The organism is Guyparkeria halopsychrophila, assembly GCF_044582135.1.
Taxonomy (GTDB): Bacteria; Pseudomonadota; Gammaproteobacteria; order Halothiobacillales; family Halothiobacillaceae; genus Guyparkeria.
In genome coordinates this window covers 1-13,298 of record NZ_JBDODP010000033.1, presented here as the reverse complement: position 1 = coordinate 13,298, position 13,298 = coordinate 1, and the positions used below count along the sequence as shown (strand labels likewise).

Annotated in this window: 13 protein-coding genes; 7 read left to right on the top strand and 6 right to left on the bottom strand. The window is 63.5% G+C overall.

All coding sequences use genetic code 11. The features are described from left to right. Nucleotides 1–177: 177 nt before the first annotated feature. The gene (locus ABGV18_RS11020; protein ID WP_396586070.1) at nt 178–1,686 is read right to left on the bottom strand and encodes a multicopper oxidase domain-containing protein; all 1,509 of its coding nucleotides are present in this window, start codon (nt 1,684–1,686) and stop codon (nt 178–180) included. Between the two features lie 263 nt (nt 1,687–1,949). Here ABGV18_RS11020 and ABGV18_RS11015 point away from each other — a divergent pair, with 263 nt between their 5' ends. Both ABGV18_RS11015 and ABGV18_RS11010 read left to right on the top strand, forming a co-directional pair. Further along, nucleotides 1,950–2,633: a heavy metal response regulator transcription factor gene (locus ABGV18_RS11015; protein ID WP_396586069.1), complete on the top strand. Its 684-nt coding sequence runs from the start codon at nt 1,950–1,952 to the stop codon at nt 2,631–2,633. Continuing rightward, nucleotides 2,630–4,036, top strand: a complete 1,407-nt coding sequence (locus tag ABGV18_RS11010) for a heavy metal sensor histidine kinase (RefSeq protein ID WP_396586068.1) — start codon at nt 2,630–2,632, stop codon at nt 4,034–4,036. The genes ABGV18_RS11015 and ABGV18_RS11010 overlap by 4 nt, the downstream gene beginning before the upstream one ends. Before the next feature lie 14 nt (nt 4,037–4,050). Here the strand turns inward: ABGV18_RS11010 and ABGV18_RS11005 are convergent, their stop codons facing one another. Continuing rightward, nucleotides 4,051–4,539: a Mut7-C RNAse domain-containing protein gene (locus tag ABGV18_RS11005; protein WP_396586067.1), complete on the bottom strand. Its 489-nt coding sequence runs from the start codon at nt 4,537–4,539 to the stop codon at nt 4,051–4,053. 265 nt (nt 4,540–4,804) lie between these two features. Between ABGV18_RS11005 and ABGV18_RS11000 the strand changes: the two genes are divergently transcribed. From ABGV18_RS11000 to thpR, 3 genes are all read left to right on the top strand, one after another. Next, on the top strand, nt 4,805–5,071 hold the full coding sequence (locus ABGV18_RS11000) for a DksA/TraR family C4-type zinc finger protein (RefSeq protein ID WP_396586066.1): 267 nt from the start codon (nt 4,805–4,807) through the stop codon (nt 5,069–5,071). An 81-nt stretch (nt 5,072–5,152) separates the two neighbouring features. Further along, nucleotides 5,153–6,160: an MsnO8 family LLM class oxidoreductase gene (locus ABGV18_RS10995; protein ID WP_396586065.1), complete on the top strand. Its 1,008-nt coding sequence runs from the start codon at nt 5,153–5,155 to the stop codon at nt 6,158–6,160. After that, nucleotides 6,153–6,704 carry an RNA 2',3'-cyclic phosphodiesterase gene (thpR, locus tag ABGV18_RS10990; RefSeq protein ID WP_396586064.1) on the top strand — a complete coding sequence of 184 codons (552 nt, stop codon included), beginning with the start codon at nt 6,153–6,155 and terminating at the stop codon, nt 6,702–6,704. Before ABGV18_RS10995 ends, thpR begins: the two co-directional genes overlap by 8 nt. A gap of 328 nt (nt 6,705–7,032) precedes the next feature. Here thpR and ABGV18_RS10985 read toward each other — a convergent pair whose 3' ends face one another. From ABGV18_RS10985 to ABGV18_RS10975, 3 genes are read right to left on the bottom strand one after another with little or no spacing between them, the layout of a single operon-like run. Further along, the gene (locus ABGV18_RS10985) at nt 7,033–7,719 is read right to left on the bottom strand and encodes a hypothetical protein (protein WP_396586063.1); all 687 of its coding nucleotides are present in this window, start codon (nt 7,717–7,719) and stop codon (nt 7,033–7,035) included. A 36-nt stretch (nt 7,720–7,755) separates the two neighbouring features. After that, a complete protein-coding gene (locus tag ABGV18_RS10980; protein WP_396586062.1) occupies nt 7,756–8,571 on the bottom strand; it encodes an FTR1 family protein in 816 nt (271 codons plus the stop codon). A 42-nt stretch (nt 8,572–8,613) separates the two neighbouring features. Further along, entirely contained in the window at nt 8,614–8,943 is a 330-nt protein-coding gene (locus tag ABGV18_RS10975) for a cupredoxin domain-containing protein (RefSeq protein WP_396586061.1), read from the bottom strand. Between the two features lie 439 nt (nt 8,944–9,382). Here ABGV18_RS10975 and ABGV18_RS10970 point away from each other — a divergent pair, with 439 nt between their 5' ends. Next, on the top strand, nt 9,383–9,619 hold the full coding sequence (locus tag ABGV18_RS10970) for a 2'-5' RNA ligase family protein (protein WP_396586060.1): 237 nt from the start codon (nt 9,383–9,385) through the stop codon (nt 9,617–9,619). A 36-nt stretch (nt 9,620–9,655) separates the two neighbouring features. Here the strand turns inward: ABGV18_RS10970 and ABGV18_RS10965 are convergent, their stop codons facing one another. Next, nucleotides 9,656–11,209: a phospholipase D-like domain-containing protein gene (locus ABGV18_RS10965; RefSeq protein WP_396586059.1), complete on the bottom strand. Its 1,554-nt coding sequence runs from the start codon at nt 11,207–11,209 to the stop codon at nt 9,656–9,658. Between the two features lie 386 nt (nt 11,210–11,595). Here ABGV18_RS10965 and ABGV18_RS10960 point away from each other — a divergent pair, with 386 nt between their 5' ends. Beyond that, the gene (locus tag ABGV18_RS10960; protein WP_396586058.1) at nt 11,596–13,152 is read left to right on the top strand and encodes a methyl-accepting chemotaxis protein; all 1,557 of its coding nucleotides are present in this window, start codon (nt 11,596–11,598) and stop codon (nt 13,150–13,152) included. Nucleotides 13,153–13,298: the final 146 nt, after the last annotated feature.

Below are 13,298 nucleotides of genomic sequence, written 5' to 3'. Positions count from 1 at the left end.
AGGCCAGATGATCCACATGAAGCCCCCTCCGAACCCCATGAAATGTCCGTAATCCATATTCTTGCCTCCCGTTGGTAGCCCTTGCATTGGGTGTCATACGCGATAACGCCGGCGGCTGTCGGTTGCCCGCCGGCAGCGGACCTTTCGCTCGCGCCTTGGCAAACCCCGCCCCAAAAGTCAGGAAACGCTGAAGTGGCCCATCATTCCGGCGTCTTCGTGTTCCAGGATGTGACAGTGGTACATGAGGGGTGTCTCCCGGGCGGCCGGCTGCGTGAATTCCACGGCGACCTCGGCGCGGCCATCCACCAGCACGGTGTCCTTGTAGCCACGGTTTTCCAGGCGCGGAGCTTGCCCGGTCTCGTCGGCCAGAACCCGGAATCGAACACCGTGGATATGGAATGGGTGCATCATCATGTCGCTCTCGATGACCCAATGCTCCGTGGTGCCGAGGGATACCTGCTCGTTGATGTGCTGCATGTCGAAAGCCCGACCGTTGATCCCCATGGTCGGCCCGGCACCGCCTCTGCCCATCATGCCTCCCCCCATCGGCATGCCTCCGAGCATCATGTCCAGAGAAAACCGTCGCTTGCGAGCGAAGTTCGTTGGGGGTTGACCGAGATCGTCATCGATCTTCTCGGGCATGCGATCGATGGCGCCCTTGCGACCACCGGGATGGAAGGAAAGAATCGGCAGGTCATCGTCAAGGAAGCCCGTGGTGAACGAGCGCATATTGCTCATCATGCCCATCATCCCGGGGCCTCCCCGGTTTTGATCGGGCCCGGTCAGCAGGCTGACGTCACGCCCGTCACTAAAGTCGACCAGTACCTCAAAACGTTCGCCGGGTGCCAGGCGAAGCTCGTTGGTCGGGACCGCGTCGGACCAGTAGCCGGAATCCGAGGCGATGACATGCATCGGACGGCCATCATCGAAACGCAGGTGATAAATGCGGGCGTTCGAACCGTTCAAAAGCCGAAGTCGCACGATCGAACGAGGCACGCTTGATCGAGGGTTCGGGGCGCCGTTGACCACGATTTGATCTCCCCGGAAACCTTGCATCCGGTCGAACATCCCCAGGCGGTAGGAAAGGCGCCCGGCCTCATCGAACCGCCGGTCCTGCAGGACCAGAGTGAGATCGTCGACCCCGTGTTCGTGGGGCAGGCCGCGCTCGTCGTCTCGTCCATCGCTGATCTGGAAAACGCCGGCCAGACCGGAGTAGACCTGCCTGGCCGTGTGGGGATGGGTATGGGCATGAAACCAGGCGGTGGACGGCGGTTGGTCGATGGGAAGGATAGGCTCCCAAACCTCGCCGGGGTTGATTGCCTGGTGTGGGCCGCCGTCCACTTCGCCGGGGACGATCAGTCCATGCCAGTGGGTGGCGAGCGGCTCCCGGAGGTCGTTTAGAATGCGAGCCGCGATTTCCTGCCCTTGATTGGCGCGAACGATCGGTCCCAGGTAGGCCTGGTTGTAGCCAAACGTCGAGGAGGGTGCGCTGTCTTGACCAAAGCGGTGGCGGCCTTGTTGGGCCACAAGGTCAAGGCGGCCGGTTTGTGTCAGATCGAGCAAGCCGGGCATCGGCAAGGTGGGACGAGCGTTCGGGCGCGCCCAGGCTACTTTTGTGGCTGTCGCGCCGAAAGCCGTTGTGGTCGCGGCGGCGAGACTGCTCTTGAGGAAGAGGCGACGATCCATTTCTTTTTCTCCAACAACGCGTGATTAAACAATCGTTTTCGGTGGCCCGCTGCTTATTTTCCTGAGAAGCCGACCAGCATAGGCTTTCGAGAACGGTGCGTGCGATGGGTTCATTTCCCCTGGTTCGACTTCATAAGGTACGTCACCAAGGGTAGTTCGATTCCTTGTCGTTAACCTGACCGGAAAATGACAACGCTGTAACCTGAACGCGCCGCCGGGCGGCGAATGGCAAACTGGCGGTCTGTCTCGGACTGGAGATGTGTATGAAGGTTTTGATCGTCGAGGACGAACGCAAGACGGGCAGCTATCTGAGGCAAGGCCTCAGTGAGGCCGGATACTCGGTGGATCTGGTGGCCGACGGCGTGGAGGGGCTACACATGGCTCTGACGGAGGATCATGACCTCCTCATTCTCGACGTCATGCTTCCCGGCATGGATGGTTGGCAGATCCTCGAGACCCTGCGGCGAGGCGGTCGCGATGTGCCGGTGCTGTTCCTGACGGCGCGTGACCAGGTAGAGGATCGGGTGCGTGGGCTCGAACTGGGTGCGGACGATTACCTGATAAAACCGTTCGCCTTCTCGGAGTTGTTGGCGAGGGTCCGGAGCCTTCTTCGACGGGGACGCGGCGAGCCGGAGTCCACGACACTCAAAGTGGCTGATCTGGAGCTTGACTTGCTCGGCCATCGGGCGACCCGGGCGGGTCAGCGCATTGATCTCACGGCCAAGGAATTCGCCTTGCTCGAATTGTTCATGAGGAGGAAGGGGGAGGTGCTGCCCCGGTCCTTGATTGCCTCGCAGGTCTGGGACATGAACTTCGACAGTGACACTAACGTGGTCGAGGTGGCGGTGCGCCGGTTGCGTCGCAAGGTGGACGAGCCGTTCGATAACCGTCTCATTCGCACGATCCGCGGTATGGGATATGTCATGGAGGTCGAGGGAGAAGCATGAACCACCCGGCCTCCCTCACGACGCGCCTGACGTTGCTCTTTGTTCTGGTGTCGTCAGCCGTGTTGATTGGTCTTGCCTGGGTCTTACATGCGGCCGTCGAACGGCATTTCGTGGAAATGGATCGCGGCATTCTGCAAAGCAAGGTGGAGGTGCTTGAACGCCTTCTAGCGCGCCCGCCGGCCCAAGAGGAGCTACCGGCCCTGCAACAATCGGTCGATGAAATGTTTCGTAGCGACCCCGGGCTTCAGTTGTCTGTCGAGACGACGGGCGGGAGCGTGCTGCTGTCATCATCGCAAACCGCATTTCCCGTCGAAAAGATCCGTGCGCTGGGCGAGGGGGAAACGCCCAGTGTATTTTCTTGGGAGACTGGCCAGTCTAAATACCGGGGGCTCGTCAAGCGAATCGAGCCCGAGCTGGCTGACATTGATCCATTGATTTTGACGGCTGCCATCAACATCGATCATCACGATCGATTCATGGATCGCTACAGCCGCACACTGTTTGTCTTTATCCCGATTGCCACCGTGTTAAGTGGTCTGCTGGGCTGGTGGGCGGCCCGTCGCGGGTTGTCGCCTCTGCGACTGATCCAGCAGCGCGCCGCCGCTGTCACGGCCAGTCAGCTAAGCCAGCGGTTGCCGGAGGATTCGGTGCCCCGAGAGTTGACCGGCCTTGCCCATGAGCTCAATTGCATGCTCGACCGGCTTGAGGAGGCCTTTCGGCGACTATCCAATTTCTCCTCGGATATTGCCCATGAAATGCGCACGCCGGTCAGCAATTTGCTCACCCAGACCCAGGTTGCCTTGAGCCGTTCGCGTAGCTCTGGTGAGTACCAGGAGGTGTTGGCCTCCAGCGTCGAAGAGCTGGACCGGTTGTCGCGGATGATCAGTGACATGCTGTTTCTTGCCAAGACGGACAACGGGGTGTCGATCCCATCGACACAGGAACTTCGGTTGCATGAGGAAATCGCCGATCTGCTCGATTTTTATGATGCGCTTGCCGAGGAGGAAGGGGTAACGCTTTTTTCGTCGGGCAAAGCCGTTATCCGCGGCAACCGTCTGATGCTGCGCCGGGCGCTGAGCAACCTGCTGTCCAATGCGCTGCGCCACTCTCGGCCGGGCGGTCAGGTCGGGGTGTTCATCCATGACCGAAACGGGATGGTCGAGCTAACGGTCGAGAACGACGGCGAGACCATTCCGCCCGAGGAACTGCCACGCCTGTTTGATCGTTTCTACCGTGGTGATCCCGCCCGGAGTCGGGATGAGGCCACGGGCGTGGGGCTGGGGCTCGCCATCACCCAGGCGTTGATTCACGCCCATTCCGGCACGATCCGGGCGGAATCGGCGGACGGGCTGACGCGCTTTGTCGTGGAACTGCCCCGGTCGGCGCAAATGCCTGCCGCCTGATCGATTGGGGCGATCTAGTCCCTCTGGATATCCCATTCACCGCGCTCGAAATGCTCCAACGTGCGGCGCATCCGGCGCACGTGGCTGCCTCGCCAGAGAACCTTGTCGCAAGTGGGGCAATACCAGCCTTCCCGGGCGATCGCCAGGGCGCTTTTCGGTACGCGATCCAGTTGCGCCGGCGTGGCCGGGACCAGGGGCGTGTTGCACTCCAGGCAGCGGGTGAACGGGCGGTGCAGCCAGTCGATTTGAAATCGGTTGGAAAGTTCGGCGGCCAGTTCGGTGGTCGCGTTGGCGCTCAGCAGCACGACGCGTCCGTCACCGTTTCGAAAGCGGGCCAGGTGACGGTCGCGGGTAATCAGCCAGCGCTGTTCGGCATGGGCCTGGGCGACCAGGGTACGGTCCTCGCTGCCCGGGGTAGCGATGGCGGTGTCGTAGCCGGCGGCGCGCAGCCAGCGCCCCAGTCGTTGCAGCATTTCATCGCAGAGAAAGCGTGGGTCGGACATGGTGGGATGCTGGTTAGATGTCGTGTCGGTTGCCTGCCGGATGTGGCTCAATCCGAGGGTGCGGCCACGGAGCCAGCATAGAAGACCTCACCGCTTTCATCACTCCGTGAGGTCGTGTCGAGTCCGCGCTGCAACAGACGAATCGGGGCGCCGTTTTTGATGGCTATGGCCGGCCGTACGTTGCCGTGGCGTGAAGGCAGGGCTACGCTCGTGTGACATTAGGCCGGGTGCGCTTGTGTCGCTTGCGAATCGAGGAGGTCGGTAAATGGCTGGTGGTTGGGCGAAAGATGGTGCCGAGCAGGCACAGATCGACGACACGGTCGAGGATGCCCTGCAACGGGTGCGCAGCGAGTTTTCGACGGGCGAGAGCTTGGCGGAGTGCGAGGAGTGTGGCGCGCCGATTCCCGAGGCGCGACGTCGGGCCGTGCCGGGCGTGCGGCTGTGCGTGGCCTGTCAGGCCGAACGGGACGAGGCACAGGAGACGGCCTCGCCCTACAACCGCCGCGGATCGAAGGACAGTCAGCTTCGTTAGGGATTAACCACTGGCGCCGACGCCGTGGTGGCGAATCGCCGGCCCGCTGTCGCCGGGGCTCGGTCCGCTACACTCCCCACCATGATTCCTTTTTCCATTCTTGACCTCGCGCCCATCACCGAGGACGCCGATGCCGTCAAGGCACTGGCCAACACGGTGGATCTGGCGCGCCGCGCCGATGAACTGGGCTATCGTCGTTACTGGCTGGCCGAGCACCATAATATGCCGGGCATCGCCAGTGCCGCGACGGCCGTGGTCATCGGCCAGGTTGCTGCCCACACTCGAACCATTCGCGTCGGTGCCGGCGGGATCATGCTGCCGAATCATTCGCCACTGGTGATCGCCGAGCAGTTCGGCACCCTGGATGCCTTCTTTCCCGGTCGCATTGACCTGGGGTTGGGGCGGGCGCCGGGTACCGATCAGACCACCGCGCGGGCCCTGCGGCGCGACTCGGCCAGTCACCCCGACCGCTTTCCCGACGATGTCGCCGAGATTCTGGCCCTGTTCGATCCGCCCGAGCCCGGCCAAGCGGTGCGCGCCATTCCGGGTGCCGGACGCAAGGTGCCGGTCTGGATTCTCGGCTCGAGTCTGTTCGGTGCGCAATTGGCCGCCGCGCTGGGGCTGCCGTACGCGTTCGCCTCGCACTTCGCGCCCGGTGAACTGATGCGCGCGCTCGAGCATTACCGCCGGCATTTCCGGCCCTCGCGATTTCTCGATCGGCCCTATGCCATGGCGGGGTTCAATGCCTACGTGGCCCAGACGGATGCCGAGGCCCGATTTCATGCCAGCTCGATGGAGCAGGCCTTCGTCGCCCTGCGCCAGGGGCGGCCCGGCCCGATCCCGGCACCGATCGAGGGCTACCGGCAACGGCTGGGGCGTCTGGAGCGGTCGGTGGTCGAGCAGACCATGGCCTGCTCGGCGATCGGCTCGGTGGACACGGTCAAGGCGGAGATCGGGGCGTTTGTCGAGCGCGCGGGCGTCGACGAGCTGATGGTGACCAACTCGAGTTTCGATCATGCGGCCCGGGTGCGTTCGTTCGAGTTGCTCGCCGAGGTGCGTGAGCAGCTGGATGGCCCCGCACGTGAATGATTCGCTGGCAAACGGCGGCGAGGACCGTGAGGACCCGGTCCGACGGGTCTTTCTCGCGCTCTGGCCGGATGACGCGACACGCGCGGCATTGCACCACGTGGCGCGTTCATTGCCGCGCGGTCGCGGTGTGCCCACCGCCCACCTGCACCTGACCCTGGCGTTTCCCGGCAACGTCGGCATCGACGTGGCCGATTGCCTGGCTGAACGGTTAAATTTCCTGGCGTTTTCGCCCATCCCGCTGGTGCTCGATCGTCTGGGGCATTTCGCCGGTCCGCGTGTCACCTGGATTGGCCCGAGGCGGGCGCCCGAGGCACTCGAGCAGCTGGCGGCCGAGGCCCGCGGCCTGTGCCTCGCCTGCGGGGTGCGCGCCGATGCCCGGCCGTTCGTCCCGCATGTGACCCTGCGCCGGTTTGCTCGACCGTCGACGTGTCTCGACCTCGACGAGCCGATGCACTGGTTCGCCGACACGCTGGTGTTGGTCGAATCAGGCAACGATGGCCACCCCGGTCCTTATCGTCTGCTGGCTCGCTGGCCGGAGAAGTGACTTTCGATTTGGCAGGCGCGGCGCCTCTTGCCGGCGGAGTCCTCGTCGCACGGCACCAGGAAACGGGGGTGGCGCCGTTACCGATCGCCCGTCTACACAGTGAATCCCTCCTCGGCGATCCGCTCCGGCGTGACCCAGTGGATCGATGCCCTGTCCGCACCACCTCGGCGAGTCGTGTCTTCCCGCCCCCTTGGATATCCTCGCGCGGTCCGTCGCCTCTCGGGGAGCGAAGCGGCTTGGAGCGATGCGGCCCGGAGCGAGTTCGGCGGGAACGAAAAGGGCCGCCCGACGGGCGGCCCTTGATTGAGCCTCAGTCGTGGGCGGTCGATCAGAACTCGTATTCGAGCTGCCAGCGCAGGGTGCTGTCCTCGGTCTCCTCGTTCAGACCGAACAGCAGGCCGGCCTCCCACTTGACGTGCTCCATGCCGAACGGGTTGGCGCCGATCAGGACCGGGCCCAGCGCCTGCGTGTCCTCGCTGCCGTAGTACTCGATGCCCGGCTCGAGACTCGGGCTGAGACGATATTTCAGCTGCGCCGAGCCGAGCGTTTCCCAGTCGCTTTCCACGACGTCGCCGCCAAATTTCTTCTCGAACAGTAGGTTGCCGGTCGCGACTACCTTGCCGAACTGCTTCTGGACCAGCGGGCCGACCTTGGTCTCCCAGGCGTCCTCGTCGAAGGCCTTTTCCAGTTCGATCAGCAGGCCGAAGTCGGCCCAGTACTGTCCCTGCTCGGTGAGCTGGAACTTGTTCTCTATCTCGGCTTCCTCGACCTCGAAATCACCGTCTTCCTTCTCGCCGATCAGGTAGCCCTCGACGAACCAGCGCGAAGTCACGCCATAGCCGATGCCGACCTTGGTCTTGTACTCGCCCGAATCGAGGCCGTGCACGCCCCGCACTTCGAGCTCGACCTCGCCTTGCTCGACATAGGGGGCATAGACCTTGTCGACACCGGCGAAGGCGGTGCCGGAGGCGAGGGTGGTGATGGCGGCGAGGCCGCTCAGCGATTTTTTCAACATGCGAGACATTCCTGGTTTTTCAGTGGGTTGATGAAACTATCGGCTGATAGCCGGTGCCCGCTGGCGTGACAGGTGCATACCGAGGGCGATCAGCAGCAGCGTGGTCAGATAGACGCTCAGCTGGATGGCGGTGGGGCGATCCTGATAGCCGACCAGCACGTGCAGGATCTCGCCGGGGACCGAGTGCTGCGAGAGCAAATCGGAGCTGTTCCACAAGGGATGCTGCACTGGCAGCCAGCCGGCCTGAGCGAGAAAGCCCGCCGCACTGGCGGCCATGCCGGCGGCAAGCAGCAGGATCAGCCAGCCGGTGACGGTGAACAGGTGACGGGTGGGAATGCGCACCAGCCCGAAGTAGATCAAGGCGCCGAGCACCAGACCGGCACCCAGCCCGATCAGGGCGCCCCAAAGCATCGGCAGGCTCTCGCTGCCGCCGGCGGCCAGCCCCTGGGTGAACAGCACCACCTCCGAGCCCTCGCGCAGGACGGCGAGACCCACGGCCGTGGCGAGAAAGTAGATCGGCAACTGGCCGCTGGAGACGTTGCTGCCCACCTGCCTCAGGTGCGCGACCAGCTGGCTGGCGTGTCGGGACATCCAGATGTTGTGCCAGGCGAGCATGGCCACTGCTGTCAGCAGGATGGTCGCGTTGAACAACTCCTGACCGACGCCCTCGAAGGCCGTCGAGATATCCTGGGTGAGACTGGCGACCAGGAGCGATCCGAGCAGGCCGGCGGCGATGCCACTGACGATCCAGCGATTACGACGGGCAAGTCCCTGCGTGGCGGCCAGGACAACGGCGACCACCAGGGCCGCCTCGAGGACTTCGCGGAAGACGATGATTGCCGTACTGAACATGCGTCACCTGTGTGTTTCCCGGGTGGGGAGTGTTGGTTGGGGTTACTCGGCGATCACGCGGCCCTGGGCGGTGGCCTGGTTGAACTCGCCGAAAAAGGGATACTCGCCGGGTTCCAGCGGCCCGACGTAGACCACGGCCTTGCTGTTGCCGGGAATGATCTTTTCGCGGTTGAGCTCGTAGCTCTCGAACTCCTCCGGGGTGGCGTCCTGGTTGTGGATCATCAGCTTGACCTTCTCGCCGGCCGGAATGGTGACGGCCTCGGGTTGGAAGCGGTGGTCTTTGATCGTCAGGTCGAACGTTCGGGTTTCGGCTTGTGCGGAGCCGACGACGAGGAGGGCGGCGATGGCGACTGGTAGTGCAATGCGTGGCATGACAAAAAACCTCAATTGGAACGAGAACGGTTCGCATTCTGCACATGGATGCATAGCGATGCAAATCCAAACCATGGCTAGACGTGGCCGTCTCTTAGTCGGGCGGCAGAAAGGTCTTGGGGATGGGGGAAGTGGGGCATTTCCGAGGTTGAACGAGCCGTACTCGCCCTCGGCCACGCGCCGTCCCTCTGTGTCGGTGGCGGCACCGCTGCCCTGCATGGGGCTCATACCGGCCTGGCATGATGGGGCCGGCTCGCCGGGCATGGCCTGGAAACGACATGCCGGCGTCAAGCCGATCGACCCTCGTCCGCAGCGGCCGGTCGGCAAGGGCTACGAGACCGGGGCCGGTGAAAGCCCAGGGCGGTCAGGGTGAACAGGGTGAAGCGGAAGGACGGATGGTCACCGGACCCTCGCGACTTTCTGGACCGGTGGGAGATGAGTGCCCGCGGAAATTGAACGGCTTGCGGCCGAGGCGCGGGGGCTGTGTCTGGCCTGCGGGGTGCGCGCCGATACCTGGCCGTTCGTCCCGCATGTGACCCTGCGCCGTTTTACCCAACCACCGGCTGCATCGGTGGTCGAGACCCCCGTTCACTGGTACGCCGACCGGCTGGCGTTGATCGAGTCGGGCCGCCACGGGCATCCCGGTCCCTACCGGGTGATTGCCACGGCGGGGTAAGGCGTGCGGGCAGCCGGACGACTTACCGCGAGGTTGTTAAAGCATCCGCTCGATCGGCATCAGCGAGAAGAACCACGTCACCACGCGTTTGAATAGTCCGACATTCGGTTCGATCGTGTGTCGGATGATTTCGTCGTCCGTTTGCTCGATCCACCGGATGTCGCCATCTTCCAGTTCCAGTTGATAGGTCGTCTTGGGCACGAGGGTGCCGAAGGTATGGCTGATCGCCTGGGCCAGTTCCGGGCTGTCGATGACGAAACCCCGTTCGGTGTTGAGCAACACCGAACGGGGGTCGACGTTGTAGGACCCGATGAATACCTGCTCGTCGTCTACCACGATGGCCTTGGTATGCAGGATGGTCGCCGGACTGCCATAGGGGATGGCGTCGTTGGGCCTTGGCTCCTGTTCGGCGTCACGACGCATTTCAAACAATTCCACTCCGCCCTCGAGTAACTCGACGCGGTAGCGGGCATATCCGGTATGCGCCGGGGCCATGTCGGTGGCGTTGAGCGAGTTGGTCAACACGCGTACCCGCACCCCCTGGCCGGCGAGCGTGATCAGGTCGTGGGTGAGCGTCGGCGTGGGGACGAAGAATGAAGAGATGATGTCGAGCGAGCGTCGTGGGGAGCGTAGCTCCTCGCGCATGGACAGCGTCATCAGGTCGTTCGGTGCGTGCTCCCCCAGTCCCTTGGCGGGCGGATCGATGACCAGTCGGGTTGGTGCCCAGATGAGGCCGAGTTCGCCTTTGAGTAATTGGCCGATGACGTAGTTCTCACGTACCGCCACCATCAGGTCGTCGGCCTGGGGATCGAGGGTGATGGCATCGGCGTCAAAGTCGAGCGTGTCCCGCGTTTTCGATGCCGCGTCTTTTTTCGGGATGGGCAGGATGCGATCGACGGGATAGGACGAACGACTCTGCCAGTATTGATCAAAACCGCGCGAGACCTCCTCGACCACCGGCCCCACGGCGAGTATGTCGAGATCCGAGAACAAAAAGCCGTCGGTCGAACCGAAATAGCCGTCGCCGATATTGCGCCCGCCGCTGATCAGGGCCTGATTGTCGGCGATGATCACCTTGTTGTGCATGCGACGGTTGGCCCGATCGAAGTCGGTGACAAAGCCGATCCAGCGGGCACCGCGCGTCATGAAGGGGTTGAACAGGCGCACGGCGATGTTGGGGTGGTCATGCAGGGCAGCCAGTTCGTCATCGAGTTGGGTCGTGCCCTGGTCGTCGAGCAGCAGCCGCACGCGTACCCCCCGGTTGGCGGCATTCAGCAGTTCGCGCAACAACAGGGTGCCGGAGAGATCGCCGTGCCAGATGTAGTACTGCAGATCGAGACTGCGCTTGGCCGTGCGCGCCAGGTGCGTCCAGGCGGCAAAGGTCATGGCCGGATCGGACAGCAGGTAGACCCCGCTATGGCCCGGATGGGCGGCCTTCTGCGGGGCAAGCGCGTCGCCCAGCGGGGTGGCCCGCGCCTCGGCCGGCGTGATGGCGGTGCTGACGTGGCGTTCTTCCAAGGACGGCAGGGCGCAGCCGGCCAGCAGCAGTGCTAGCACGGCGATGAGCCCCGGCCGTCGTTGTATCGGCATTCCCTTGATCAATCGCGGATCCTCCCTTGGTTGATCGCGAATCGAACCACCTGATGATTCCACGGATGGCTGTCTGCCGTCATGGGCGGGTTGCGTGGTTGTCGTGACTGGTTGGAGGCGGGGGAGCCTGCCGGGTTCCGGAGAATCGGGAAACGGGGTGCATCGGACGCGGCTGGCTGGCACAATCGCCACCCGCCTAGACAATCGTTTGCCGGCTTATCGATAGCGAACCTTGTTCAGCTGGGCAAACCCCCTCAAAACACTAAAGTTCTCCTCGGTTGGCTCGATCATCTCATATATGATATGCCGAATATTTATTTCGGGCTGTTTCTGGCGTCCCGCAGTCGTCACCTCCACGTAGTCATCGTCAAAGTAGTCATTGAGTCATGCGCAAGAACCTACCCGTTACCGATACCGAACACACCTTCGCCCCCGGGGAGCGGCTGGTCTCGACCACCGATCTCAAGGGGCGGATCACGTATTGCAACGAGGCGTTCATTGCGATCAGTGGGTTTTCGCGTGACGAGCTGATCGGCCAACCCCACAACATCGTGCGCCACCCGGACATGCCGCCGGCGGCCTACGAGGTGATGTGGAAGCATCTCAAGGCCGGCCAGCCCTGGATGGGTCTGGTCAAGAACCGCTCCAAGGATGGGGGCTATTACTGGGTCGATGCGTATGTCACGCCGATTACCGAATACGGGGAGGTGATTGGCTACGAGTCGGTGCGCTCCTGCCCGTCGCGCGAGGATATCCAGCGCGCCGCGCCCCTGTACCGGCGTATCAACCAGCGGGGATACCGGGCGCGTCGTTTCCGCCTGCACGGTCAGGATGTGCTCGGGCTGGTGGGGCTGATCGTCTCGGCGGGCCTGTGGACGGGCGGTTACGGGCAGTCGGCCTTGCTCGTGCTGGCCGCCACGGGGCTGGTGTTCGGGGTGATGGGGCGTCTGCGCGAGCGGCAGTTGATTTCGGTCCTGAGCAAGCAGTTGCCCCATGCCTTCAGCCATCCGCTGGCCGTGAACTCTTATACCGATGAGGCGGGGGCGCTGGGTCGCCTGAAGGTGTCGATCAGGAGCGAGCAGGCGCGCATGATCACGGTGCTGACCCGGATCGAGGATGCCTCCGATCAGGTCAGCCGCCAGTCATCGGTGAGCATGGGGCTGTCCACCAAGGCCAAGGACGAAATTGCGCGTCAGCAGGCCGAGACCGAGCAGGTCGCCGCGGCCATGCACGAGATGTCGACCACCATCAATGACGTCTCCGAGCATGTCCAGCGCACCGCGGACGAGGCCAGTCGCTCCCAGGAACTGGTCGAGGAGGGGCGACACCTGTCCACCCGCACCCGCGAGTCGATCGTCGATCTGCAGGGGACCGTCAATGCCATCGGTGATTCGGTCGAAGGGGTGTCCAACCAGACCGGCGCGATCGCCAGTGCCGCCGGCATCATCGAGCAGATTGCCCAGCAGACGAATCTGTTGGCCTTGAACGCCGCCATCGAGGCCGCCCGTGCCGGCGAGCACGGTCGCGGCTTTTCCGTGGTGGCCGAAGAGGTACGCGACCTGGCGCGACGGACCCAGGATTCGACCCGTGACATCCACGAGATCATCGGCTCCTTGACTCAGCAGGCCGAGGAATCGGTGGCCGTCGCCCGGCGGGGTCGGGATGCGGCAACGGCCGGGGTCGACCGCGTGCGCGAGTCGGAGGAAATGCTCAACGGTGTGGCCGAGGCGGTGGCGCAGATTCGTGACATGGCCACCTCGATGGCCGCCGCCGTCGAGGAACAGGCGACCGTGTCCGGCGAGATCGATCGTCAGGTGCACAACATCTCCGATCTGGCCAACTCCAGCCTCGACCAGTCGGCCTCCGCCGCGGAGGAGATCCACGATCTCGAACGCATCGCCGCCGAGCTTCACGAACTGGTTACCCGCTTCAAGCGAGACTGACCACCAGTCCCTTCCCGCATTCCCCGTTCACGCCGTCCCTGCGCGAATAGCCACTCCGTTCGACAGCCATAGGACGTTCACTGGCTTGTCGATTGCTGGCTTGTCGATAGTGAACCTTGTTCGGTTGGGCAAATCCCCTAAAGACA

Coding starts and splice junctions, on each gene's coding strand:
- ABGV18_RS11010 (WP_396586068.1), top strand. CDS start 2,630: ATGAACCACCCGGCCTCCCTCACGACGCGCCTGACGTTGCTCTTTGTT.
- ABGV18_RS11020 (WP_396586070.1), bottom strand. CDS start 1,686: ATGGATCGTCGCCTCTTCCTCAAGAGCAGTCTCGCCGCCGCGACCACA.
- ABGV18_RS11005 (WP_396586067.1), bottom strand. CDS start 4,539: ATGTCCGACCCACGCTTTCTCTGCGATGAAATGCTGCAACGACTGGGG.
- ABGV18_RS10975 (WP_396586061.1), bottom strand. CDS start 8,943: ATGCCACGCATTGCACTACCAGTCGCCATCGCCGCCCTCCTCGTCGTC.
- ABGV18_RS10980 (WP_396586062.1), bottom strand. CDS start 8,571: ATGTTCAGTACGGCAATCATCGTCTTCCGCGAAGTCCTCGAGGCGGCC.
- ABGV18_RS11015 (WP_396586069.1), top strand. CDS start 1,950: ATGAAGGTTTTGATCGTCGAGGACGAACGCAAGACGGGCAGCTATCTG.
- ABGV18_RS10960 (WP_396586058.1), top strand. CDS start 11,596: ATGCGCAAGAACCTACCCGTTACCGATACCGAACACACCTTCGCCCCC.
- ABGV18_RS11000 (WP_396586066.1), top strand. CDS start 4,805: ATGGCTGGTGGTTGGGCGAAAGATGGTGCCGAGCAGGCACAGATCGAC.
- ABGV18_RS10985 (WP_396586063.1), bottom strand. CDS start 7,719: ATGTTGAAAAAATCGCTGAGCGGCCTCGCCGCCATCACCACCCTCGCC.
- ABGV18_RS10995 (WP_396586065.1), top strand. CDS start 5,153: ATGATTCCTTTTTCCATTCTTGACCTCGCGCCCATCACCGAGGACGCC.
- ABGV18_RS10965 (WP_396586059.1), bottom strand. CDS start 11,209: ATGCCGATACAACGACGGCCGGGGCTCATCGCCGTGCTAGCACTGCTG.